Origin of the sequence: Capilliphycus salinus ALCB114379 (assembly GCF_047276495.1) — a bacterium.
GTDB classification, from domain to species: domain Bacteria; phylum Cyanobacteriota; class Cyanobacteriia; order Cyanobacteriales; family Microcoleaceae; genus Capilliphycus; species Capilliphycus salinus.
The window spans coordinates 6,036,919-6,062,397 of record NZ_CP178543.1 but is presented as its reverse complement, the minus strand read 5'-3'; the positions used below and the strand labels follow the sequence as shown (position 1 = coordinate 6,062,397).

The window sequence follows — 25,479 nt, the reverse complement described above, 5'->3', positions numbered from 1 at the left end:
ATAAGTCAGGCACCGTCTATGTTATCTCAAGAAGACCGTTTTAATAAAGGAATTGAGGCTTTACAACAGATTACGGGTAATGAAGGTCAGCAAGTTATTGATAGTTTGGGCGATATTTCACCGGATATTGCTAAATGGATTGTTGAATTTGCTTATGGAGATGTAATTTCTCGTCCGGGTTTGGATTTAAAGTCGCGTCAAATTGCGACAATAGCGGCTTTGACGGCGTTGGGAAATGCTCAACCGCAATTGAAAGTTCATATTAATGGGGCTTTAAATGTGGGTTGTACTCGCGAACAAATTATTGAAACGATTCTTCAAATGTCGGTTTATGCGGGTTTTCCGGCTTCTTTAAATGGGATTTTTGCGGCTCAGGAAGTCTTTCAAGAACGGGATGCGTCTTAGGTTTTTGGGTTTTTTTGGCGGGTTGCATTAAAGGGATTAAAAACCCGGTTTCTCAATTTGGGATTAAAAACCCGGTTTCTCAAAGAAACCGGGTTTTTTGGCCGCTTGCAAATTAACTTAATTTAGGCTATAATTTCCACAGAACCTTCTCGGCGATTATCGGCAACGGCTTCTAATTTTCCTAGAGCATTAATTCCGGCTATTTTAATCGCGCCGAAAAACATATCAAGCTGTTCAAAGGGATAAAGTTCTAGATTTTCTTCCTCAGTTTCTAACAGCGTTGTATCAATTCCCGGTTCCCACAAAACCCGCCATTTATTCTCTTTCGGTTCAACGTGTAGCCTCGGCGCCCGGACCGCTTCTTCGAGGGAAACCCCTTCTCGGGCGTAGCGAGTCCACATCTGGGCCATTGCGGTGGTGATTCGACTCGCCCCCGGAGTTCCAAAGGCTAAACAGCGCCCGTCGGGATGCCATGCTAAACTCGGCGCCATATTTGATATCATCCGTTCCCCCACCGCAGCGCCTAAAAAGCCTTTGGGGTTTAATTCCGGTTCCCCCAAACTGTTGTTACAGGTGATTCCGGTGCCGGGAATCGTAATACCTGAACCGTAGCCGTTACTCATGGTAACAGAAACCAGTTCCCCCGAACTTGTGGCGACCGATAAGTGCATGGTGTTGGGGGACTGTATCGCAGGTAAATAGCGGCGTAGGGTTTCTTCGGCGAGGAAGGCTTCGGGGTTTTCTTGGCTTCGCAGTTCCCACAACGCTTTTATCGCTTTCACCTGTTGTAACGTGCGTTGGGCGGGGGTAAAATCGGGTTGGGCGGTGAGTTCCAACAGTTTGATCAAACTTCCCACCGCAGCGCCTCCAACGGCTGGGGGAGGGTTTAAAGCCAGTTGAAAGCCGAGTGAGGTTAATTGTAGCGGTTGGCGGACAATGGCGCGATAATTTGCCAAGTCCGAACGGGTGACGAACCCGCCATTTTCCCTCATTTCTTTAACAAAAGCGGCGGCGATATCCCCTTGATAAAAGGCTTTGGCACCAACTTCGGCGATCGCTTCGAGGGTTTGCGCCATGTCGGGAATGTAAAAACGTTCACCGGCAACCGCCTGACAACCGTTCGGGAAAAAACAGTCTCGACTGGCTTGTTGGGGATAAAATAGCGGTTTCCCGGCCAGAGACAGCCAACGAGCGGTAGTTGGACTCAAACTAAACCCGTTCCGAGCTAATTCTAGCGCAGGTGCGACGATTTCGGACCAGGGGAGAGACCCCCCACGTTGCCAAGCGGTTTCTAAGGCGGCCAACATTCCCGGCACCGCGATCGAGGCAACTCCGGCTCGGACTGTGATACCATCTCCGTAGGGAAGATCAACGACGCGCACACCCGCCTTGTTGGGGTCAAGCTTCAAATGACCGCTAGGCATGGCGTCGGCGCCGTCGATGAGTGAGGGGGGTTGTCCGGGTTTGTGAATCATTACAAATGCCGAACCCCCCAGAGAACACATTAAAATTTCGGATAAACTCGCCGCCAGCGCCGCACCAACGGCAATATCAACGGCATTCCCCCCGAGTTGGGCAATTTGAACTCCGGCTTTTGTGGTTAAAGGAGAGTCGGCGGAAATTGCAACGGGGGTGGTTTTTATCATGTTATCTTTTTGAAAAGATCGGATGAGTTAATCGCTGGCGGTGACATTTTCATAGACGCCTTTATCCCGTTTTACCAGTTTAGTAAATCCGGCGTTGCGATAATCGCTATTGGTGAGGGGAACCGACAACATTGGCGCACACAAAACCCGACGCACCGGCGCATCTTCGGGAGTATCTCCGACCTCACATTCGGCTAACTGACACAGTTCGCCCCAGGTTTGAACTTGGGTGTGAATGCTGTGGATGACTTCGACTTTTCGGTTATTGCTCGGACAGAAATAGTCGTAGATCGGCATAGTATGGCTAAGGATAGAGTCGGTGTGAGTGATTCTATTGTATATAATAATTGCTGATTTTACCTTAAATTCGGACCGAGCGGGGAGTTTTCCCATTTGATCAACAAGATTTAACGGTCATTTAATCGGAAGATGGGGCATAATACGAAAGCTGAAGCGTTCCTCTCACATGACCGCTTTTTCAGTGACCTGTTCGCGAAGCGTTAATTTGCTTGTTGAGTAAACCCTGTACGGGATTGTCATCTGTAGAAACGGACAACTCCAAATAAAGATCGGGTCACGAAGAATTGAGAATTGTGTTTGGGAGCAATCTACTATTTGCGATGAGGATGTTCTAATGAGCGATTTTAAACCGACACCCGAAACAAATTTAACGACAACTCAATTGTTAGAACGCTATCGAATTGGTGATGAAGCGACGCTGAGAACTTGGGCGCAATTGCACGGTTTGAATGGAAATCGCGGGGTTTTTTCTCCCGATGAAGTGGAGTTAATCGATCATGTTCACCATCATTTACAAAATTTGGGGATGAGCATTGATGAGTATAAAAGTCTGGTGAATCGTCGCGTTAATCGTTCTTCTTCGGTGTCGTCTGCGGTTCAGAATTCTAACCGTTATTCTGAACCGATAGAACCGCCGAGGGTTTCATCTCAACCCCCGGTTAATCATGGGGTTAATCATGCTTCTGAGAACAATTTACCACCGGAGAATTCTGAAGAAGTTTCTCAACAAGCTTCCGGCGCGATTGAGATGTTGATGGAACAATATTCCGAAGCAATTGACTACATGGGAGAACAAATTGCCGACCAATTTATTGAGGAGTTGGATGCTTCTGTAATGCGACACCTCAGCAGAAAGGTACAGCAACGGTTCGCCGTTAACGGTCAGGTTAGGTCGAATCGTTTGATGAAGGTTATTCAAGGGGTATTTCAATCTAAAAATAAGAGCTTGCTCATGGGTTCGCCTTCGGAAGATTCGAGTTTACACATGGAAAATACCCACCGTTTGGGTTAGGTAAATCTGTCTCAAGGAAGAACTAGGGAGAAGTATAAACCCATTAAAATGAGTCAGTCGGATGGTTTCTAAGGATTTGTCAATGAGTGCTTTCTCCCTAGTTCTATTTTCCCCATTCCGGCTTCACTATTCCCCAAGGAGTTAGTATTAATGATTAAGTCTTGGATGGTGATCGCAGCGGTTGCTTTTGTGGTTGCTTTGGCGGGAAATGTCTTTCTAAATTCTGAGGATCAGAAATGGTTTGGACGGTTACGACGCCCGAGTTGGTTGGTTTTTGAAAAGTTGATTCCTTTGATTTGGACGGTTGTTTTTATTGGTTTGGCTTGGTCTGCGGTGATTGTTTGGGAACAAGAACCGGGAACGTTAGGAACGTGGTTATTGATGGGATTGTATTTATTAGTTGAGGTGGTGACTATCTCTTATACGACGGTGACGTGTAAAACCCGAAGTCTACAAATTGGGACGATTATTGGCGGGACGGGGGCGATTTTATGTGCAATGTTAGCCATTAGTGTTTTACCCATTGAGAAATGGGCGGCTATTCTTTTACTTCCTTATATTCTTTGGAGTCCTATCGGAACTTATGTGACTTGGAAAATGGCTCATCTCAATCCTGCGGATGCGTAAATTCGTGGGAAAGATTGCCGGATAACCGATTTTTTTCGGGGAAGGGGTTGGGGTTCAAAAAAGTTGAGGGGAACGAATGTAGATGTTCCTTGTAATCTTGCTGAACCTGGAATATATTGATGGGTTTCTAGCCAGTTTTGATCTGCATAGGATTGCAGCGTGAAACTTCGATAAATAATTCCCTGACAAGGTGAACCATCGGGGTTACTTTGTCCGTTGGGTTTAAAGTTATAAAATCGATAAGCCACAGACTGATAATTTGGGGTAGAGGTAGATACTCGTTTGACGAAAATTGAAGCCGTTTTTTCTGATAAAATCAGTCTTTTCTATCTTACAATCTTTTTGAGGTTTTGTAAATATTAGCGGTCAAGGTTGAGATTTTTGGCTTGATTTTAACCCCAAACCCAACAGGCCAAAACCGATGAAACTTGCTGTAGAAACTGGTTCGGGAATATCTGTATTGGCGGTTACAAAACTCAGTTGATTGATGGCGATCGCCCGTTGGGGTTCGGAACTGTTAAAGACCAGTTTAGCAATATTAGCCGTATCGCTACTTACCCCTAAGAAAACGGCTGAATTATCGAGGGTGAGTGAGGAAGTTCCGGGAATAGAAAAACTGCCGAGCAAGGTATTATTTTGATCGAAGGCGGAAACCAAGGCGGTATACTCAAACGTATCATCTACAGCGAATTGAGTGCCGGCTGCTTTAACGGGAGTTTGAAACTGAATTTCTATAGGCCCTGAATTGCCAATTGCCGGAACAAAAGGCCCGGTTGGAACGGGAATAAATCCGCTAAATAATAGAAAGTCTCCGCTAGCAAAGTTCGTCGGTATTCCGTTGGGGGGGAATGCGGTTTGAAAGATAAAAGGAGGGGTAATTTCTGGGTTAGATGAAGTCGGAATATTAACGGTGAGTTCAAGTCCGTTTTCAGAAGTTGCTGAGAAAGTATTGGGTAAAAATGCGCTGGGGTTTGGTGCGAAAGGATTAAAAATTTGACCCAAACTTGACCAATTTAATTGATCGTTACTGTCTAAAGAGCTTCGACTGGAAACAAAGGTAATGGCTTCTCCGGGTAAGGAAATCAAAACTGAGGTAATGATTGTTGTAGCCAGGGAGAAGAAAGAAGCGTTAAGGGTTTTATTCATGGTTTATGCTTCTCGATGTTTAGCTCGTTTTCTGAATTTAGATTTCTACTCTAACCGATTTTATCTGATTTTCGCTTAAAGTTTTTTGGAGTGCCTTTCTTTTAAGAAGACAACCAAAGTATAAACTTCGGAGTTTCAATCGGCTGGCTTCATACAGAGGTACACTGATTACTAATAACTGTTAAAACTGGTGACGGGTGACTGAATTAACCTTGAACTAAGGCTTCAATTTGATTGGCTTGGTTGGGTAAATCTTCCGTTAACACTTCGGTTCCAGTTTCGGTAATTAAAACATCATCTTCGATGCGAATTCCCCGCACATCTGCAAATTTTTCTAACTTCTCCCAATTAACCACATTTTGATATTTATCCCGATTTTCTGAATCGTTCAAAATAGCCGGAACTTGATAAAAACCCGGTTCAATTGTTACCAGCATTCCGGCTTTTAACGGACGATTTAATCGCAAATATCCCAACCCAAACCGTTCGCTTCGGGTTCTTCCTTGTTCGTATCCGGCTAAATCTCCTAAATCTTCCATATCATGCACGTCTAACCCCAACAAATGACCGATTCCGTGCGGGAAAAATAAAGCGTGAGCATCCCGTTCAACTAAATCGCTCGGTTCGCCGTTTAATATCCCTAAATCAACCAGTCCTTCCGCTATTTTTAAACCCGCCAACAGATGAATATCCCGATATTCTACGCCCGGTTTCATCTGTTCAATACAAGCATCGTGGGCGGCTAAAACGAGTTCATAAATCTCCCGTTGCGTTGGGGAAAATTGACCGGAAACCGGCCAAGTTCGGGTGATATCTGCCGCCCATCCCGTTGTGGTCTCCGCACCGACATCAGCTAACAGTAAATCCCCCGTTTGTAGGGGGTGAAAATATTCTTCGTTGTGCAGGACTTGACCGTGAACCGTGACAATGCTATTATAAGCACACTGGGTATTGTGGGAAACTATAACCTTTTCCATTTCTGCCCGAATCTGCGCTTCAGTTTTCGCTCGGGTTGTGGCTGCCATCCCCGCTTTGTGGGCTTCGATGCTAATTTGGGCGGCTTGGCGAAGTTCTGTTAAAGCGGCTTCATCGTGACACGAGCGCAATTTGATCACCGCTTGAATCAGTTCTAAATCAATGCCCGTTGCAGTTTTAGGCGGATGAACCGGACGGTTGAGGAGTTGAACCTGTTGGGTTTGGGTAATCGGGTCTTGGACTAAAATTGTCGCCGCATTGTCCACCCGAGACGCCAACTCGCTCAGGGGAAACGCCCCATCGGCGCCGATGATTTCAGCTATTGTATCACGTTTCGGCATTTCTCCATGCCAGAGGGCGGAACTGGCGGGAGGATCGTCTTTAAACAGGTGCAGTTGACCGTTTTCAAGGCGAATCACCGTATTTTCGAGGGGAAGTCCGGCGAAGTAGAGAAAGTGACTGCTGGCGCGAAAGGGGTAAGTATTGGCGGGAAAATTGCGCGAACGATAACCGCCCGACCAGAGAACAACGGGAAAATTAATCAGTTTGGCGAGTTGTTCTCGTCTCGAACGTAAAGCTTGAGCCAGGTGTTGGGGTTGAGTGAGTAATTCCATGAGAATTGGCGGAAAATTTCAGGGTTTCATTTATGATAATTCAACTGAGGGATTCTTGCCTATCCCAACCCTTTTCTGAACCATTATTTTTGGGAACAAAGACGGTTAAAGCGTCGGGAATACATTCAATTTCTACCGGAGTTGTACCAATCATTTCCCCGTCTACAACTATTTTTTGCGGGGGGTTTGTTGTCAGTTTGATGCGCTGAGTCCTGAAGTGATAAACATCGGGAAGTTCGGGATTGGTTTTAATCAAGGCGGCACCGAGCATATTAATCATTGTAGCAACGGCTCTAAATCTGGGATTAATTAGGGGTTTTTCTTCCTGAGTTTGAACGGTGGCAATCGTCACATCCAGTTTATTATCATCAAAGATAACTTCTCCTTTTCCTTGGGCTAAAACTGAAGTGGGAGGCGCGGCGTTTGCGACGGTAATTGCTGCGGAGGAAGTGACTTGATAAACTTGATTTTCGACCTCAATTTCTGATTCAAATAATTCTTGTTGGTTGAGTTGTTTCCATCCGGCGATTAAATAAGCTAATGCTCCCCATTGTTCTTTCATTTCTCGGGTTGCTTTGTCAATGGTTTCGGCTTCGTAGCCAATTCCTGCGAGTAAAATCATCGGTCGTTGGTTACAAGAAGCCGCATCTACAACCCTCGTATTCCCATTAATAATCACCTGACAAGCGCTTCTAATGGGCGTTAAAGCCAGGGGAATTCCTAACGCGACGGCGAAAGCGTTGGCGGTGCCTCTGGGAATCACACCCAAGGGAATTTGAGTGCCAATTAACATTCCGGCTACTGCTGAAATTGTACCATCTCCTCCGCTGGCAATCACCAGATCGGGATCGGTTTCTATCGCTTGTTTTGTGAGGTCTTCTGCACTTTCATTGGGCGTGGTTTGATGAACTCGCAAGTGCATATGCGGTTCGAGTAATTGGCGAATTAAAGATAACTCTTGTTCGGCGTTTCCGTGACCCGCAACCGGATTAAAAATGAGGTGAGCAATTCGAGATTGTCGCAGTTTTTCGATGATCGTTTCTGCGGTAGAAATATTAATCGCTAAAGGAACATTATGAACCGCACAAATGCGCTGAAAGAGTTGAATATCGGGTTCGTGGGGTTGAGAAAAAAGCGGATCGATTAAGAAAATAACGGCTAATATTTTTCCCTCGGCAACTTGGGCTGCAATTTGTACATCTCCCCCTTGGGACCCGGAAAGCATTTGTTCAACCGGTAAGTTTGTTCCCTGTTGAATTCGCTGTGCTGTTGTTTCGGTGGCAATCAAATGATAGCGGGCAAAAATACCTTGATATTGTAAGATAAAATCAACCAGTTCGTCTTTTTTGCGATCATGTGCAATTAAAGCCAGGGTAGCAGCCATATTAATCTAATTTGGGTGTAAGTTTAGAGGAATATTTAGGATTGAATTCTGATTGGATTCAGAAAACGGAACAGCTTGTTTAAGATAGGTTCAAGGGAATAAATCCTCAAAGGCTTCTCGAGGGAAAACCTTTAAACCGCTCAACAGATATTCATTAGCATAGCATAAACGCGGCTTGAGTTAAACTGATTTAAGGTAGATATATGGGGCATCTTTGGGATAAAACTCTGCTTAAATCCGCTTTATACTTGATATAATGGGAGTTTATTTACTTTAAAGATCGGGTGAATGAGATGAACAGAGTGAACGGGCTAAATTATCTTGTTTTGCGGGTTTTGTTTTTGAGTCTGTGGGGTTTAAATTCTATTGCTTTTGCTCAAATTCAGCCGAATCGTCCGACTTTTTTTGAGGATGGATATCGTCAACTTGACCGGGAAATTCAACAGTTAGAAAGACAATCTTCTCCTCAAGATGATTCTTTATTAACGGTCGATACGGGCGAACTTAGATGGCAAAAAATGATTTCTCGCGAAGGCGGTTTTACGGTGTGGATACCGGCTGGAATTCAAACGGATGAAGTTCGTTCGGTTCCAATTTTAGATAAGACTTTAGAGTTTGAAGTTATGAGTACAAATCAACCAAACTCTCGATTTATTGTAGCTTATTCTGGGGTTGTAAACTCTGCCAATCTCGGTAATATTAATCAAGTTTTTGAGGAAATTATGAACTATATTATTAGCGATACTCAGTTTAAAGTTATTGGTAATCCATCAGAAGTTCAAAAACAATATCCCAGTTATTCAACGATTTTATCGAATGAAACTGAAAAGATTTATTTGCAATTTTATCTGATCAATAATCGGGTTTATGTGTTGGGTGTCAATCAAAAAAGTCCCTCGGATTTATCAGAATTCAGCCGGCGGTTTTTTGAATCGTTTCAAGTTTTATAAGGGAATTTACAAAATAAAAACTCTACCGATATTCCGATAACTTTTCGGGAGAAAACTAGAAGAAATTTAATCCGATCCGATGGCTTTATGAATGTGCTTAGATTGTTTAATTTTGGGAACAGCAATAGAAAAATCTGTAGGTGCGATGGGCGCAATACTAGGATCATTTCCGCCCACTTGGTTAGTCCGAATTAGCCACAAAGAAGCCCCTAACTGTAAGAAAATCATCGCAACTTGATCGCAAGTCCAACGGGGAAGTAAAGTTCGCCAACTCGCAACTACTTTTAACAGCGTTTCTCCGGGCGTTTCTATGGGAAAACTGCCCAATGTAGACATATTATAACGCCAATCGGGTCTAACTTTTTTGAGGGGTGTGAGATATCGCTGTAAATTTTTAACCAAATCAACTAATAAAATAAACCGCTGAGTTTGTTCGTGGCGAGGATGTTCTTTTAGCCATTTCATAATCAGAGGATTCAATTCCATCTCCGCCATCATCCGCAATAAAGCCGTATAAAACGCTTGACTGGAGTCTTGAACACAAGAATTAATCGCACTCACAAATGTCGTGCCGGTACCATCTCCAATGCGATATCGCGCCGCCATAATTTCCAGTTCATTCATCACATAATTGAGGGGAGAAAAAGTTAACCCATCAAAATCATAATCTTCGGTTAACGGACTAAATTTCACCAAAACATCGCAAGTCGGACGGCACCCCAACCATCCCCACTGACGCGCCCCCATATATCTTGTCCAGTCTAAAGTTCCCGAGGTAATTCCGCTGCTATTGTGGGTATAAATTTGGCGATATTCGATATCAAATCGGAGTTCATTGCTGAGAGGATCGCGAATCACTTTGGCGAGTCCAAAAGCAAAGTGACCGAAGAAAATTCCGAAGGGCGAAAACTCGGGTTTTTTCCCGCCTATTCCCCCAAAAACGTGCATGAGTAACGCCCGTTCTCCCTCTTGCCAATGGGGGAATTTTATGTTAAGATTATTATCAATTTCCGGGTCAAGGAACGTGGTATAAACGTGACCTTTATTTTCAACGGTATTATCCCAAGCGTGGAAGTTCATAAAGTTGAGGGTTGCCTTTTTCCCTCTAATTACCCGATCCGGTTTTAAAGAAAACAATAAACGGGGTGCAATGGCGGTAACGACAAACATTCCTTCTGTATTTTTTGCCCCATAAATGTACCAACCTGAGGGGTTGAGGGGGGATTTTTCTAGTTCGTAATTGCTGGAGGGAAAAATACCATTTCGATTGGCAATAACGGTGGGAATGTAAACGATTTCTTCTAAACCATCAAACTGTTGAGATTGACGGTTATAATGACGAACTGCAAATAAATCGCCGCCTCGAAACTGCACAATTTTAACGAACCCATAAAACCGCCCGGTAATTTGTATCGGATCGCGATTAATATAAAGTGTAGGACGTTCGGCACCGGTGTCTTTTACAACAACGGGATCGGGCAGTTTAACAATAATATCATCCTCGGGTAAAGCCCCGGCTAAGGACTCTAAGGGATCAACTTTTTCCCAACCATTAATTCGTTCCGGGTGAATATTTCCTTGCCGTTGACTGAGATAAGCTTGATCGATAAAATTAACATCTTGGGTGACTAATTTAACGTAAGTTTGTACGCGAGTTTCATTACTCCAACGTAAATTAACAATCTGACCGATACGATGTTTCTGACGCTCATCAGCATGATAAATTTCTAACAAAACCCCTTTCACGTTTTGACGATCTGCTGCGGAAGGTAAAATTAAACGTCCGATCCAAGTGCCAACCGGTTGATAATATTCCCGGTTAATCCGTTGATTGAGAGGATAATAACTCGGCTGATTAAATAGGGCGGTTTTATAACGTTCGTAGTTGCTAATTCTTATAAATTCTTGCGGATCTAAGCCGGTTTTTTCCCAATCTTTTAATAAAATTCCGGTGATAATATCGACAGTTTGTTGAAGATGAGTCCGACCATCCGGTAAAACCGCCTCGGCCGCCATTGGTCCGGTTGGGCCGTTATGACCGACAGATCCGAGAGAAATTAAGGAAATTTTACCTCGACGTTTGGCACAATTCCAATTAGAAAGAAACCAAAGCGGCCAACGTCCGGGAAACATAATCGGCCCCAATTGTTCGACCCGATCTTTGTTGCCAAAAAGGTGATAAAGCTGTTCAACTTGCATCGCCCCCGTATTTCCACTGATCACACCTGCGAGGGAAATGACCTCTACAGGTGCATCGAGGGTTTGCTTTAGAAAAGAAACCGCTCCCATCGACATTTGACCGCCACCACTGTAGCCAATTAATGTGACTGGAATTTGACTGCCAACGGGATAACCAAAACTCACCAAACTGTTAAATAAAACCTGTGCTAAACCTTGATTTTGAATCGGGCCGTAACGGGGATCGGCTGAAATTGCGACGGCGACAATATTACGAATATTGATGATTAAACCGATAGGATTGGCTGGTTTTTTTAAAGAAATTGACTCAATAATTCGCCACAAAAAACCGGAGATGGGGTTGTCGCTGAGGGTGCTGTTGGTGACGGAATAGGGCATAATTCCCTGGACAATTAAAACATTGGGGGGAAGAACAGATGCCAATTCATTGAGTAACTGTTTAACGCTCGGAAGATATTCATAGGAACCCTGATTGATGCCGTCTAAATACATGACATAGCGATCAATTTTAGTCGAGGAAGAAATCGTTTCGACTGGAGTTCCTAAGTATTCTAAAGGTTCCGATCCGTACCATCCCGCCCACCATCCTAATGCTTCTAACGGAGTTAAGAGAATGGAAATAAATAGAGCGACTAAACTAATACCCATTAAGTTAAGAATCAGTTGGACGGTGACGCCTAAGGTTCGATACCAAGCCACAATTCCAATTTGATAGTTTATCGATAATAAAATGACGATTAAAAAAGCGGAAAACCCGATAAAAATTAGTTTCAACCGAGATAGTTTTCGCTGTGAATTTCCCTTTTGAACTGTGGTGCTGGCTTCGATTAAAACTTCGTTGCTGACGTCGCTCAGGGTGATTGGATTTCCGGCTGAAATGATTTCTTCGAGTCCTTGACGGTCTGTGACGAGTTTTGTACCGGCGACTTTGTTTTGTATCCATCGTCCCAAAGCGACAATTGGACGGCCGACGGTTCGTTGAAGAATTTGAAACACAACCCAACCAATTCCTGCACAGACAAATGCTTCCCAAGTTCCCAAATTTGTCAGGGTTTGTAATCCGACAATTTCTGTTAACAAACTCCACAGCGACAATAAAATAAAAATCGGTATACCAAAGTAAGGTAAGCCAATTAAAAAGCTAAAAAGTAAGGGAGCGTAGCTGAGTCCTAAGGTTCGTAAAACGGTGAATAATTCAAATTCACCCAGTTGAGTTCCCGATAAGAAATGACTGACAAACCAGACACTTATCGCCCAAAAAACGTATGCAAAGCCAAATAAAATGGCGGCGATACCCAGACTGAACAAAAAACGCAGGGGTTTGACTCGGTTAATGAATAAAACAACGCATTGACCAATTGCTTGGGATAATCCCGCCGCAATGACGATCATTAGTGTGATTGTATTTCCTCCGGGAATTGTGTGGATTTGGGTGTAAACTTCTTGATTGAGGGTAAGCGATCCCCAGATGAAAGTCCAAAATTGATCGAGGGCTGTTTCCATTGTTTTGAGTGAGTCAGCGATCCAGGTCGTTTAGAGTGTTAGGCTTGTCAAATTTTAATCGATTCTGAACCGGAAAATGAATAAAATTTTGTGAAGACTCGCCTATAAATTGTTGTTTCTAGAGAAATTTTGGTACGGGGGGAGTTGTCAGCAATATTAGAAATAAGCTAATCTAAGCACAAATTTTTCAACAGAGGTGTTCCTTGGTTCCTATACATGACGAAAATCCGGTTTATATTACGCCTTGGGTGACAAGGGCGTTGATTGTAGCAAATATTATCTTCTTTATTGTTGAGTTGGGTTTAGAACCCGAACAGCTTGAAGATTTTTTCTACACTTGGGCTTTTGTACCCTGTCAACTTACGAATTCTTGTTCGGTTGCGATTTCTGCTTCTCCGTTTCCCGAATGGATTACTTTGATTACTTCTCAATTTTTGCATGGAAGTTTCGCGCATATTATCGGAAATATGCTTTATCTTGCTATTTTTGGGAATAATGTTGAAGATTGTTTGGGTCATTTTAAGTTTCTGATTTTTTATATTGTTTGTGGGATGTTGGCCGCACTCACACAAGGCTTTTTTGCACCCGATTCGGCTATACCCACTTTGGGAGCGAGCGGCGCGATTGCCGGGGTTTTAGGGGCTTATATTCTTCGTTTTCCTCGCGCAAAAATTACGCTTTTACCCTTTTTATTGATTCCGATTCCCATGCGTTTACCTGCAATTTTCTTTCTCGGATTTTGGTTTTTGACGCAGTTGATGAATGGGGTAGCAAGCCTGAATGTAGATGCGGTTATGGGTTCTGAACCGGGAGGGATCGCATACTGGGCGCACGCTGGCGGATTTGTGTTTGGGGCGATTTTAGGCCCGCTCTTGGGATTATTTTCTTCCCGCCAATCTCGTTAATTTCACAGAGAAACGGTTTTCATATTTTTGAGTTACCGTTTCTCAAGTTTATTCATGCAATTATTAAAAATAATAAATTTTTTTGAACTGTGTAGATTCTTCCGAACTCATCCGCTATAATCTTGAGTTTGTTAATCGTTTTCGGAACTTTAACTTAAAAAATATACCCTTTTAGAGGGCCATAGTTCTGCCTCTATTTTGGGTATTTTTATGGTTTTAGTCCGAACACTTACAAAATTAGGGTGGGTGTATGTTCAACAAATTTAAACGGCTGAAAATTATTTTTTTATCGGTTATCCTAGCTTTTTTGTTGCTGGTAATTCCTCTATTTACTCCGCCAACTCACGCCAAAGTGAATTATTTTATCAGCGGAAATCCTGAAAATATTGATTCAAAATTGCAGGGTTTTGCCTATAATATCGGCGGGGGTGGGCCGGATGTTGACTCGGCGATTCAGTGGATGATTAATCAAGTTAGAGGGTGCGAAAATTGTAATCAAAAGGTTGATGTTGTTGTGATTCGAGATAGTGGAGATGATGGATATAATGAAGCGATTTTAAAGATGAATGGCGTTGATTCGGTGGAAACGTTGGTGATTTCTAACCGCCAAGATGCTAATAATCCGCAAGCAATAACGGCGATCAAAAATGCTGAGGTGATCTTTTTTGCGGGTGGAGATCAGTGTAATTATCTTCGCAATTTTCGCAATACAAATGTCGATAAAGCGGTTAAATCCGTGATTGATCGAGGGGGCGCTGTTGGCGGAACCAGTGCGGGAGCGATGATTCAAAGTGATTTTGTTTTTAATGCTTGTTCTAATACGGTGACTTCTGAAAATGCTTTATCGAATCCCTACGAAGATATTGATTTGAATCGATATTTTTTGACTTGGAAAAATTTGGAAAATACCATCATCGATACTCACTTTTATGAACGCGATCGCATGGGTCGTTTGATGACGTTTGTGGCGCGTTTGATTCGAGATGGTAATTCCGAACAGGTGTTGGGAATTGGGGTGGATGAAGAAACTTCTGTGATTATCAATAAAGACGGTTTGGCTGAGGTGCTTGGAGAAGGTTATGCTTATTTTGTTTTGGGAAATCATCAACCGGAAAAATGTGAACCTCAAACCCCACTAACCTTTACTGATTATCAGGTTTGGAAAATTGGCGGCGGCGAATCTTTTAACCTCAAAAATTACCCGACTACGGGTTATCAACGGGTGAGCGTTGAGCGGGGCGAACTGTTATCCGATCCCTATTAATTAGACAGAGAATAGACGCGCAAAAGCGCGTCTTGAGTGACTGCATAACTGCTGATTTTTGAACACAATTTTATTTACAGCCCTCCACCCAGATTGTGTAACTATGTCCGATGGCATCACCCCCACCCACATTTAAGTTTACTTGATAGGGAAAATCGCCAGAACGGGGCTGACCCGTCATTTGTTGGGATTCATTCGGTTGCAATCTAACCGTTTCATCAAAGACTCTATCTGCTGTTCCATCGCTATATTTAAGGAACATTTGAACTTTAAAGGGAGCAGACTCTTCGGAGACGGATTTTATCGTTGCCACGAAGTAATTATAGTTCGCATTTCCGGCGATCGCAAAGTCTGTATCCCAATTTCCCCGATAGCCGACGGGAACAACGGGAAGAATACCCGCATTGGGGGGAGAGACTCGTTTTGTTACCGATGTTCCTTCCCCTTTAACGACTGCTAAAGGTGTACAAGTTTGAGCGTTAACGGGTAAACTAAAGCTGAACAGTAAGGCTAAGGTTCCCCAGAGGATACGAGGTTTAATCATCACAGTTTTCCTAAGCATTCGTCCAACTTTATTTTATCATTCAAATCCGCCAAAGTCTAGCCCTAGTGTTTATTCTTATTCTTTTGAAAAGATTATTTCTTCGGGTTATTTTTAAAACTATTTTTATCAAAAAATGACACAAATTTTCGGAAAAAACTGTTGTTAATTTTACCAAGATTTTATTTTGTCTGCAAATGAATATGCAGTTTTGATGATTTCCTGCGGTGGGGCGAGGGGATGAATTTGTGTTGAGTGAAAAAATCAAGGAGATGGGGTAAACTCAAAAGAGTAAAACTCTGAGGACAAAAAAATTATGCGGAAGTTGTTCCCGTTGGCTCTAGTCATTTTTCTCGGAATCCTGTTATGGGGAAATCAATATTCCACTTCGGCGACGGAGAGTCAAACCCCAGATCTAGTTACTCAAATGTGGAGATCTCATCAACAAGATCTTCCCATTTCTTCTCCGATAATTGCTGTTGAACCCAGTCAACCGGTTGAAACCCAATCCGTCACTTATGGAAACTTAAATAATCAAGAATTAGTCGGATATCTCGCCCGTCCAACCCAAGCCGATCAACCTTTACCCGGTTTAATTGTTATCCATGAATGGTGGGGATTAAATGAGAATATTAAAATGATGACCGAACGACTCGCCGGGGAAGGCTATCTGGCTTTGGCGGTTGATTTGTACGGGGGAAAAGTTGGGGATACTCCCGAACAAGCGAGAGAATTAGTTACAGAAGCTCGCAATAATGAACAACAGTTAAAAAACAATATTCGTCAAGCCTATCAATATTTAGAACAAGAACAAAACGCACCGAAAATTGGTAGTATTGGTTGGTGTTTTGGGGGAACTTGGTCATTAAATACGGCGTTGCTTTTTCCGAAAGAACTGGATGCGGCTGTAATTTATTATGGCGGTGGAATTGAAACCAATCCCAACCAGCTTAAACCTTTAGAAATGCCGATTTTAGGAATTTTTGGAGAACTGGATAATAATCCTTCTGTGGAAACGGTTCGTCAGTTTGAAACGGCGTTAAAAAATGTGGGAAAGTCGCCGGAAATTTACATCTATGAAAATGCGGATCACGCTTTTGCAAATCCCTCCGGTACTCGTTACAACGCCGAAGCAGCCGAAGATGCGTGGAAAAAAACGATTACCTTTTTCAATCAGCATTTAAAATAGTTTGGTATGAATCACCAAAAGAGTCAAGATGATCGGTATAATATTGTTCGGGAGTGAATGATAATTCTCTAAAATACTGATGTTTTGAACCGACTCTAGGTCAAGTCAGTCAATAGTCATACAAGACAATATTTACCCCAGTAAAACCATGAAATTCAGCGAAACTCCAATTCTACTCCGTCGTCAGGATCTCGTTTTGGCTTATACCCTGTTGCGTCTGGTATTTGGGATTAACTTTATGGTACATGGCTTAGTCCGAATTGGCGATATTCCAGGCTTTGTGGCTTCCCAAGTTGCTCTGTATGAAGGATTACCTGTACCTGAATTTATGATTGCAATTCCCGCTTTTTTTATTCCGATTGTTGAATTAATTGCGGGGGTTTTAATGATTGTTGGCTTTAAAACTCGTAACGCAATTATTGCCGGATTTTCGTTGATGTTACCGTTAATGTTTGGCGTGTGTTTACTGCAAAAATGGGATACAGCATCCTCACAACTCATTTACTGTGTGGTATTTTTTATCTTGTTATCGGGTTACACTTTTAATCAAATTTCTGTGGATAGCTGGCTGAGAACTCGGAAGAATTAAAAGCTTAAAATTAAAGAAGATGGAGGGAGAAGCTTAGAAAACTCTCCCTTTTTTCTTTAGCATACCAACAATTTCTGCACGATCATCTAAAATCGTTTTGAGAAGACTGATAATCAGTTGACAAGCTCTTGATCGTCAAAAAAAAAATAATTAATATTTGTTCATAATTAAAAATTTTGTTCTGATAATTTTGATACATTTTTTTTTTGCTGACAATTAAATAATTGAAAGCGCGAGTCTATTTTGTTCGAGCGAGTGTCAATCTAAAAAAAGATGAAAGATTAACCCGGCAAAAATCTTAAATTTTTTTAAAATGATCGTCGATTTTCTAGAAGAATTTGGAGTCAGTAAACTGGTTAAAATCATCCATCTCATCCTTTAGATTAACTCATCGCCAATATCAGGAATTTATACCTATGACTTTCGATAAAAAAAAGTTCACTATGTTACAATTTTTCAGCAATTCTGCTAGGCTAAATAAATATGCTCCTATACCGCCCTTTACTCCCTCACAACGGACTGAGCCTTCAGCTTGTGCATCAAATCAACTCCCCGATTTGGGTTTAGTCGTTTTGTCACTTGAGAACCAATGAGTATCTATATTTACTCGCCAGCGGTATACAGCTAATTTCAGAAAACAGACACCGACCTACTCACCAGCACCCGACATGAACCACCTCAAAGGACTAACATCCGTAGAAGTTGAGGCGAGTCGCCAAGCTCACGGCTCCAATGTTCTCACACCCCCCGAACGCGATCCCCTTTGGAAACAATTTTTAGAAAAATTTGATGATCCGATTATTCGGATTTTAATTGCTGCTGCGGTTATCGCCATTGCCGTCGGTATTTTTGAAGGAAATGCTCTCGAAGGATTCGGTATTATTGTAGCAATTTTCCTGGCAACAACTGTAGCTTTTTTTAATGAATATAAAGCCAATCAAGAATTTAATATCCTCAATCAAATTAACGATGAAGTTCCGATTAAAGTCATTCGAGATGATAGCTTTACCACCGTCCCCAAAAAAGATATAGTTGTCGGGGATATTGTTTTAGTTGAATTGGGGGAAGAAATTCCGGCTGATGCTAAAATTTTAGATGCGGTTTCTCTGAAAGTAAATGAAGCCAATTTAACCGGAGAATCGGCTTCTGTGAATAAGGTCGCAGTGGCAACTTCCGATGATTGGCACGAAGATTTAGCCTATCCTCCCGATCGCGTTTTTCGAGGAACCTATGTCACCGATGGACATGGAATTTTAGAAGTAATTGCCGTTGGCGATCACACAGAAATTGGAAAAACAGCCCGTTCGGTGGCGACACCCAACGATGTAGAAACGCCCTTAAATATACAACTGGATCGTCTCAGTCGTTTAATTGGAGTCTTGGGATTAGCGATCGCCATTTTAATCGATATTGCTCTAATTGTACGGGGAATTATCACCGGCGAACTGGCTCTAAACTTCTCCCAATGGTACATCATTACTTCTTTATTTATTAGCCTAACTATCGCTTTAATTCCCGTTTGGATGCCGATAGTTTCTGATGGCTTAGAACTGGCAGGAATCGAGACAAACGCTTCGGAAGAATCCGAAGAAAACAACACAGAATGGTTAAAAAGCTTGGGTTTAGGATTCCTAATTTTTGCCACAACCATAGGAATTGGCTATGGATTAAACTGGATTTCTGGTTCTCCCACCCAATGGATCTCCAGTTCAGTTGCGGCGGAATTTCTCACCTATTTTATGATCGCCGTTGCCGTTATTGTGGTCGCCGTTCCCGAAGGATTAGCTCTCAGCGTTACCCTCAGTTTGGGTTATAGCATGGAGAAAATGGCGAAACAAAATAACCTCGTTCGTCGAATGCACGCCTGCGAAACGATTGGCGCCACAACGGTTATTTGTTCGGATAAAACCGGAACATTAACCCTCAATCAAATGCGGGTAAGTAATTATGATTTTCCTTGTTTGTGGAGTAGTTCGCTCAGAGAAAATCCCCTCCTGGTTGAAGCCATTGCCGCCAATAGTACCGCCAACCTCGAACGTCATCCCGGCCAAGTTTCCCACCCTTTAGGAAACCCCACAGAAGGCGCTTTATTGATGTGGTTAGCCGATTTTAATATTGATTATGTCACCTCTCGCGAAAAGTTTGTTGTCACCCATCAACTCGCCTTTACCTCCGAACGAAAATACATGACCACATTGGGAATTTCTCCCTCTACAGGTCGTTCGGTTTTGCATATTAAAGGCGCACCGGATATTTTACTTTCCCATTGCGATCAAATCTTAACTCCCGCAGGCGTAACTTCTATTCGACCCGAAGAACGAAAAGAACTCTTAGAAGAGTTAAGACTTTACGAAGCAATGGGGAAACGAACCCTCGCATTTGCCTATATTTCCGAACCGACAATGCAACAGCAAGATGTCAAATTAGAAGAACATGAAGACATGATTTGGTTGGGGTTTGTTGCCATTGCCGACCCCGTTCGCCCGGAAGTTCCCGAAGCAGTGCGAGAATGTTTAAAAGCCGGAATTGATGTTAAAATGATCACCGGTGATAGTTTATTAACCGCCCAACAAATTGCCCAACAAATTGGAATTGCCGCTCAAAATGAAAGTCCCGATGCTTTTATTACGGGTTCACAATTGCGGTTGATGGATGATGAAACCGCAAAATCTGTCTTAAAAAATGCGAAAGTTATTGCTCGGGTTCGTCCTCAAGATAAACAGCGAATTGTACAACTTTTACAAACCATCGGTGAAGTCGTTGCCGTAACCGGAGATGGTACCAATGATGCGGCGGCGTTATCCCAAGCTCAAGTGGGTTTGGCGATGGGAAGTGGAACGTTTGTCTGTAAAGAAGCGAGCGATATTATCTTACTTGATAATTCTTTTGGCAGTCTGGAACGGGCGGTATTGTGGGGGCGATCATTGTATCAAAATATTCAGAAATTTATTCTGTTTCAGCTAACCATTAATGTCGCCGCTTGTGGAATTGCTTTGTTGGGGCCGTTTATTGGAATTGATTTACCTTTAACCGTGACTCAATTACTCTGGGTAAACTTAATTATGGATACCTTTGCCGCCTTAGCATTGGCAACAGAACCCCCCAGTCCAAAAGTCATGGAAATGCCCCCTCGCGACCCCGAGGCGTTTATTATTTCTAAACAAATGGCGACCAGTATCTTTACCGTTGCGCCGATTTTTCTGGTGTTTTTGATTGGATTTTTAGTTTATATTCGCCGCGATCAGGTGATTACGCCCTACGAATTGTCGCTGTTTTTTACCACGTTTGTGATGTTGCAATTTTGGAATTTATTTAATGCCAGATGTTTCGGGTTGAAGCAGTCGGCTTTTACAAATCTCTGGTCAAATCGGAGTTTTCTCGCCATTGCAATTGTGATTTTAGTCGGTCAAATTTTGATGGTACAGTTTGGCGGGACAATCTTTAGAACGGTTCCCCTTGGTTTAACCGACTGGCTGATTATTATTGGCGGCACTTCTATTGTGCTTTGGATGGGCGAAATTCGTCGCTTTTTTGATCGCCTCACCGCGAGTCAAAGCTAGATAAATTGAATCTAAAATTTAGCCGCAAAATCCGAGCAGTTGTTGTAAAATAACCGCAGGCGCAAGCTTGGAAAAATGAAGGAAATTTGAGTGAAAAAGAATGATTGATTTAACCGGGAAAGTGATTTTGGTCACGGGGGGAAGTCAGGGAATTGGGGCGGCAACGGTTAAAGTCTTACACCAAGCCGGAGCCAAGGTGGTTCTGCACTATGGAAACAGTCGAGAAAAAGCCGCAGAAATTGTACAAGAATTGGGGGAAGATTCTTGTTATTTAGTGCAGGCTAATTTAGCGGAAAAAAATGCGGCGATCGCGTTGTGGAAACAGGCGATTTCATGGCAAGGAAAAATCGATGTCATTGTCAATAATGCCGGATTAATTATTCCGGCGAGTATTAATGATGAGTTAGAAACCTGGAACCAAACTTGGCAACAAACCCTTCAGGTTAATTTAATTGCGGTGGCTGATTTGTGTCGAGAAGCCATTCATTATTTTAAACAACAAAACGGCGGAATCATTATTAATATTGCCAGCCGTGCAGCCTTTCGGGGCGATACACCCGATTATATTCATTATGCCGCTTCTAAAGGGGGCGTAATTTCTCTGACTCGAAGTATCGCCAGAGGATTCGCCCAAGATAATATTTTAGCCTACGCGATCGCTCCCGGTTTTGTTCGCACCGAACGAATTGTTGAGACGGCAATTCAAGCCTACGGAGAAGCAAACCTCACCAAAGATATTCCGATGGGTGAAATGGCATCGCCCGAAGATGTTGCTAATGTTGTGGTATTTTTAGCCTCGGGTTTAGCCCCCCATACCACCGGAACAACGATAGATATTAACGGCGCTTCTTACGTTCGATAACTTGTCATTTAGAGTTGGTCATTTATAATGTTGACTTGATAAACCTTTAATTGGGAGTCACATTTATTCAAAATGACTAACCGTAGCAAAATTTACTGCTTTCGTGCAAGTTACGAACCTACAATTGGCTTAGATATTCATCACCTACCCGACTGGTTATCGGTAGCCGTGAATTGGCAGGGATATCGGATTTCTACCCTGCCTTGGATTGCTAATGTTGCCTGTTTGCTTGGAAATTTACAGGTTGAAGATAGTTCTACCGGTTGGAAATCCTATCTCGAAAGTTTGGGGTTTCAAGATGTAACTCCCATCTCCTGTGAAGATTTTTATGAGGATACATTGTACTGTTAATTGCTTGAAAATTAGTTAACACTAATTGCTCACACGCTGCCATAATCGTTGAATTTCTCGCAGTTCATTCGGCTGAGGATTATCTAAAACCGAGATTTGAGGATTGACTTGAGTGCCGGGAATATTTTGATTCCAGGGACTGTTAGCAACCGATTCTAAATTTACATTAGAATTAACAGGTCGAAAACCATACCGAACAAATACCTTTTGTTGCTCAGGTTCTCTCAGAAAATCTACAAACTTACTGGCAGCATGAGCAGTCCTTAAATTAACATTATGACGCAAAATTGCAGCCGTTGCAACGCTTTCGATAGTTGGATTGAGATAATAGATTTGATAAGGTCTGCTTTGATTAATTCCCGCCTGTTGCCAACGAGATAAAGCAATACTTTCGTAAACAGTCGTCACATCAGCATCGTTGGGGCCGCGTGCGATAAATTCTTGCAATAAAATATCGGTGGATCGGGGCGGTTGATAAACAGATTGTTCGATCATTTTAAACAAAGATTCGGTGCTGGAAGTATTCAAGTTTAGCGAATTTCCCTGCTTGGAATTCAGCCACAAACTCAGCGTAACTTGACCGCTATTAGAGCGAGTCGGATCGGTCATTACAAAATCAAAACTTCCCCAATTCTCTTGTCCGCCCATTTTATCCCAGGTTTTCGCTTGCATTGCTTGTTCAATTCGTTGCCAAGAAAATTGATTATTGGGAAACAATATTTTACCTCTTTCCGGCCAAGCAATTCCGACTAAAAAGGTTTTGGCGATCGCTTGGGGAGGTTTATAAAACAGTTCACCATCATTTGAAGCTTGCCAACGTTCACTTAATTCCTCTAAAAATTCTTGACTGGCTGGAATCAAAACCGTAGGCTTAAAATCATTATTTTGATGAATGTAATTATTCACCATATCCGATGAACCTTGAAACTTGAGTTCGAGGTTAATATTACGATATTTTTGCTCAAATTTTGTTTCTAATTGTTGTAAAGGTTCGGCGAGTTCGCTACTACTCACCACAACAATTTTCTGTTCAAGTCCGGGAATGGGTGCATAAGCTAAACCCACAACAAGACCCACCAAAATCGTAGAAGTTATCAGTCGTTTATGTTGTTTAAGGAGAGAATTATTGTTCATTTTTGAAACCGTTTTTTGTCTCGTTTTCATTCCGAGTAACTGTTGAATTCGTGACTCCGTAGAAGGATGAGTTGAGAATAACTGATTAAACATTTTCCCCTGAAAGGGATTAATAATCAAAAGCGAAGCATAGGTCGCTTGGCTGGAAAAAGGGACTTTTTGACTCTTTTCGATTCGTTCCAAAGCTTTAGCTAAAGCCCGGGGATTTCCGGTTAATGAAGCGGCGCCCGCATCGGCTGCATATTCGCGAGTTCGAGAAATTGATAATCGGACTAATGTTGCCGTAATGGGTGCTAAAAGAACCATGATCAGCAAGGAAAATTGACGCAAAGGATTTGCACTTCTTACATTAAAAATACCGCCCAAAAAGACCGTAGTTCCCAACTGGGTTAACAGCGAAATGGCTCCGGCTAATGTGGCGGCAATCGTGACAATTAACGGATCTCTGTGTTTAATATGGCTAATTTCATGGGCGATAACTGCTTCTAATTCATCTTTGGGAAGCATTCTTAATAATCCCTCCGTTATCCCAATAACAGCATTGTTAGGATTGCGTCCAGAAGCAAAAGCATTCGGCATAGATGAGGGAATAATATAAACTTTGGGAACGGGTAAATCAGCACGATGACAGAGTAATTTAACAATCGGATCGATTAAATTTTTTTCTTGGGAATTGGGAGAACGAGCTTGATAAACCGACAAGACAATTTTATCGGAATGAAACCAGAGATAAAAGTTGATTCCGATAGCAATAACTAAACCAATCCCCGCACCCGTTACACCTCCAATGAGCAAATAACCCATGAGGATAATTAATCCGCTCAAAAAACCCAGTAATGCTGTTGTTTTAATGAAGTTCATTAATTTTTTCCTCCTTGAAATAAACGATAAAATAGAGTTAATACTCCCGGAACAAACCAAATAAAAACATAAATAATCCTTCCTAAATATTGTATTTTTATCCAGAAAGAAGAACCATGTAAAGTGACTACCGATGCTCCCGTATTGATACCCAATTCAATAATTTTTGCCTCATCTTCACGCGCTTTATAATCATTAGAGCCATAATCTTTAAAAAAAATCTCCTCGCCCTCTTTAGGGGTAATGTAGGCTTCATAGTTGATTTCTTTATAAGATGTACCTTCGGAATCTCTACGAATGATCTCCTTTGTTTTTACTTGAAAAGTTGATAGTCGAAAAGGAGGCGATGAATCTGATAAGAAACCGAATAGATATTGATTATCCAATTGACAAGTGACATAATTTCGTTCTAATCGTTCACAAGTTAACCGAGTTGAACTACCGAAGAACAGTATTAATATTGGCAAACCAATAACTGTTATCAATAGAGTATTTTTGTCGGTTGGATTTGTCTTGGTTCTAGTCATAGTCAAAGATTGCTAAACTTCCAACTCTATCTCTTGTAAATTTGCCGCCCCTTCCTCAATTAATCAAAATATCAAGATTGGCTTGATAATCATTCAGTTCATTGCTCAAACTTCTCAATTCTTGCCGTTCTTTTGAATTACTCAAGTCGGCCGTTATCAACTTATTCTGAAGCTTTTGTAACACACCTGCCGAGTTTTGAATGCTCGTAGAAAGGCTAATAATTTTAGCTTTGCGAGTATCTTTACCCGCTTGAGCTAACGCCATATTCCGTTCTAAACTTGCTGCTAACTGCTCCAAATTTTGCCGGGTAATCCCTGAACTCGAACCCATTTTACTTCTCACCTCTAAAAGCTGTTTTTCCAGTTCATTAACCGAGAGTAAAGACTCCTGTTCCGGTAAACGTTCGACAATGTTATCAATCTTTTGGGGTAATTCAATAGTGCGATCACAAATTTCCTGAACCGCCACCAAAACATCTATATTAAAAGAGGTTTTATAGATTAGCTTATTGGCTTCTTGACGCAATTCTTCGGCTTTGATAGCTAGGTTTTTGCTGGATACTTTCAACAGTTCTACTTCCTGTTGTAATTGCTGTTGAGCAATTTTTTTCGCATCCGGTTCTCGGGATTTTAAAACTGATGCAGTCGCCACCGTAACCCCTGCGACTGTCGGAAGGATAATCTTATTAGATAACCCCGCCAAACGAACACCCGCAACCAGAGTAATTCCCCCCATCAAAACAGCAATAGGATAATAAATTGGATTCGCTAATTTAATCATGTTCCCCTCCTTTAGAGATGTTCATATGAAATACTTAAATATTTGCCTGACTAGGATTGAAACGGAGATGGGGCGGGTTTAGAGAAATGATTGATCAAAACATAAATTGTTGCAGAACCCGCCCCTACAAAACTTTTAGCCGATGAGATTTTAG

Annotated in this window: 22 protein-coding genes; 11 read left to right on the top strand and 11 right to left on the bottom strand. The window is 42.2% G+C overall.

What is annotated here, in order from left to right; translation table 11 throughout:
• Positions 1-18 precede the first annotated feature (18 nt).
• Positions 19-405 carry a carboxymuconolactone decarboxylase family protein gene (locus ACL6C3_RS24560; protein ID WP_413161997.1) on the top strand — a complete coding sequence of 129 codons (387 nt, stop codon included), beginning with the start codon at positions 19-21 and terminating at the stop codon, positions 403-405.
• 122 nt (positions 406-527) lie between these two features.
• Here the strand turns inward: ACL6C3_RS24560 and ACL6C3_RS24555 are convergent, their stop codons facing one another.
• Together ACL6C3_RS24555 and ACL6C3_RS24550 are read right to left on the bottom strand one after the other, a co-directional pair.
• Complete coding sequence (locus ACL6C3_RS24555) at positions 528-2,051, bottom strand: gamma-glutamyltransferase (protein ID WP_413161994.1); 1,524 nt, start codon at positions 2,049-2,051, stop codon at positions 528-530.
• 27 nt (positions 2,052-2,078) lie between these two features.
• Complete coding sequence (locus ACL6C3_RS24550; RefSeq protein WP_413161991.1) at positions 2,079-2,348, bottom strand: zinc ribbon domain-containing protein; 270 nt, start codon at positions 2,346-2,348, stop codon at positions 2,079-2,081.
• A 337-nt stretch (positions 2,349-2,685) separates the two neighbouring features.
• Between ACL6C3_RS24550 and ACL6C3_RS24545 the strand changes: the two genes are divergently transcribed.
• Complete coding sequence (locus ACL6C3_RS24545; RefSeq protein WP_413161990.1) at positions 2,686-3,363, top strand: hypothetical protein; 678 nt, start codon at positions 2,686-2,688, stop codon at positions 3,361-3,363.
• Between the two features lie 150 nt (positions 3,364-3,513).
• The gene (locus tag ACL6C3_RS24540; RefSeq protein ID WP_413161987.1) at positions 3,514-3,990 is read left to right on the top strand and encodes a TspO/MBR family protein; all 477 of its coding nucleotides are present in this window, start codon (positions 3,514-3,516) and stop codon (positions 3,988-3,990) included.
• Here ACL6C3_RS24540 and ACL6C3_RS24535 read toward each other — a convergent pair.
• The 4 genes from ACL6C3_RS24535 to mgsA all read right to left on the bottom strand — a co-directional run bounded on the left by ACL6C3_RS24535 (position 3,966) and on the right by mgsA (position 8,109).
• Positions 3,966-4,238, bottom strand: a complete 273-nt coding sequence (locus tag ACL6C3_RS24535) for a hypothetical protein (RefSeq protein WP_413161986.1) — start codon at positions 4,236-4,238, stop codon at positions 3,966-3,968. The genes ACL6C3_RS24540 and ACL6C3_RS24535 overlap by 25 nt on opposite strands.
• Before the next feature lie 118 nt (positions 4,239-4,356).
• Complete coding sequence (locus ACL6C3_RS24530; protein WP_413161983.1) at positions 4,357-5,136, bottom strand: hypothetical protein; 780 nt, start codon at positions 5,134-5,136, stop codon at positions 4,357-4,359.
• Between the two features lie 206 nt (positions 5,137-5,342).
• The gene (locus ACL6C3_RS24525) at positions 5,343-6,725 is read right to left on the bottom strand and encodes an aminopeptidase P family protein (protein ID WP_413161980.1); all 1,383 of its coding nucleotides are present in this window, start codon (positions 6,723-6,725) and stop codon (positions 5,343-5,345) included.
• A 40-nt stretch (positions 6,726-6,765) separates the two neighbouring features.
• On the bottom strand, positions 6,766-8,109 hold the full coding sequence (mgsA, locus tag ACL6C3_RS24520; RefSeq protein ID WP_413161977.1) for a methylglyoxal synthase: 1,344 nt from the start codon (positions 8,107-8,109) through the stop codon (positions 6,766-6,768).
• A 293-nt stretch (positions 8,110-8,402) separates the two neighbouring features.
• On the opposite strand from mgsA, the gene ACL6C3_RS24515 reads away from it, so the two are divergent.
• On the top strand, positions 8,403-9,059 hold the full coding sequence (locus tag ACL6C3_RS24515; protein WP_413161974.1) for a YdcH family protein: 657 nt from the start codon (positions 8,403-8,405) through the stop codon (positions 9,057-9,059).
• Between the two features lie 66 nt (positions 9,060-9,125).
• Here ACL6C3_RS24515 and ACL6C3_RS24510 read toward each other — a convergent pair whose 3' ends face one another.
• Complete coding sequence (locus ACL6C3_RS24510) at positions 9,126-12,761, bottom strand: peptidase (RefSeq protein ID WP_413161972.1); 3,636 nt, start codon at positions 12,759-12,761, stop codon at positions 9,126-9,128.
• A gap of 203 nt (positions 12,762-12,964) precedes the next feature.
• Here ACL6C3_RS24510 and ACL6C3_RS24505 point away from each other — a divergent pair, with 203 nt between their 5' ends.
• Together ACL6C3_RS24505 and ACL6C3_RS24500 are read left to right on the top strand one after the other, a co-directional pair.
• Complete coding sequence (locus ACL6C3_RS24505) at positions 12,965-13,666, top strand: rhomboid family intramembrane serine protease (protein WP_413161970.1); 702 nt, start codon at positions 12,965-12,967, stop codon at positions 13,664-13,666.
• 250 nt (positions 13,667-13,916) lie between these two features.
• Positions 13,917-14,930 carry a cyanophycinase gene (locus ACL6C3_RS24500; RefSeq protein ID WP_413161967.1) on the top strand — a complete coding sequence of 338 codons (1,014 nt, stop codon included), beginning with the start codon at positions 13,917-13,919 and terminating at the stop codon, positions 14,928-14,930.
• A gap of 70 nt (positions 14,931-15,000) precedes the next feature.
• Here the strand turns inward: ACL6C3_RS24500 and ACL6C3_RS24495 are convergent, their stop codons facing one another.
• Positions 15,001-15,474 (bottom strand): hypothetical protein, encoded by a 474-nt coding sequence (locus tag ACL6C3_RS24495; RefSeq protein WP_413161965.1) that lies wholly within the window; start codon positions 15,472-15,474, stop codon positions 15,001-15,003.
• A gap of 313 nt (positions 15,475-15,787) precedes the next feature.
• On the opposite strand from ACL6C3_RS24495, the gene ACL6C3_RS24490 reads away from it, so the two are divergent.
• From ACL6C3_RS24490 to ACL6C3_RS24470, 5 genes are all read left to right on the top strand, one after another.
• Entirely contained in the window at positions 15,788-16,660 is an 873-nt protein-coding gene (locus ACL6C3_RS24490) for a dienelactone hydrolase family protein (protein WP_413161963.1), read from the top strand.
• Positions 16,661-16,808: 148 nt separating this feature from the next.
• Positions 16,809-17,249: a DoxX family protein gene (locus tag ACL6C3_RS24485; protein WP_413161962.1), complete on the top strand. Its 441-nt coding sequence runs from the start codon at positions 16,809-16,811 to the stop codon at positions 17,247-17,249.
• A gap of 668 nt (positions 17,250-17,917) precedes the next feature.
• Positions 17,918-20,809 (top strand): calcium-translocating P-type ATPase, PMCA-type, encoded by a 2,892-nt coding sequence (locus ACL6C3_RS24480; protein ID WP_413161959.1) that lies wholly within the window; start codon positions 17,918-17,920, stop codon positions 20,807-20,809.
• A gap of 100 nt (positions 20,810-20,909) precedes the next feature.
• Positions 20,910-21,671, top strand: coding sequence for an SDR family NAD(P)-dependent oxidoreductase (locus ACL6C3_RS24475; RefSeq protein WP_413161958.1), 762 nt, complete (start codon positions 20,910-20,912; stop codon positions 21,669-21,671).
• Between the two features lie 72 nt (positions 21,672-21,743).
• Positions 21,744-22,022 carry a hypothetical protein gene (locus ACL6C3_RS24470; RefSeq protein ID WP_413161956.1) on the top strand — a complete coding sequence of 93 codons (279 nt, stop codon included), beginning with the start codon at positions 21,744-21,746 and terminating at the stop codon, positions 22,020-22,022.
• A 21-nt stretch (positions 22,023-22,043) separates the two neighbouring features.
• On the opposite strand, the gene ACL6C3_RS24465 is transcribed toward ACL6C3_RS24470, so the two are convergent.
• Genes ACL6C3_RS24465 through ACL6C3_RS24455 form a run of 3 tightly spaced genes read right to left on the bottom strand, consistent with a single transcriptional unit; the run spans position 22,044 to position 25,325 of the window.
• Positions 22,044-24,017, bottom strand: coding sequence for a M48 family metalloprotease (locus ACL6C3_RS24465; RefSeq protein WP_413161953.1), 1,974 nt, complete (start codon positions 24,015-24,017; stop codon positions 22,044-22,046).
• Positions 24,017-24,544 carry a hypothetical protein gene (locus ACL6C3_RS24460; protein WP_413161951.1) on the bottom strand — a complete coding sequence of 176 codons (528 nt, stop codon included), beginning with the start codon at positions 24,542-24,544 and terminating at the stop codon, positions 24,017-24,019. Before ACL6C3_RS24460 ends, ACL6C3_RS24465 begins: the two co-directional genes overlap by 1 nt.
• A gap of 55 nt (positions 24,545-24,599) precedes the next feature.
• Positions 24,600-25,325 (bottom strand): hypothetical protein, encoded by a 726-nt coding sequence (locus ACL6C3_RS24455; protein ID WP_413161949.1) that lies wholly within the window; start codon positions 25,323-25,325, stop codon positions 24,600-24,602.
• Between the last annotated feature and the right edge of the window lie 154 nt (positions 25,326-25,479).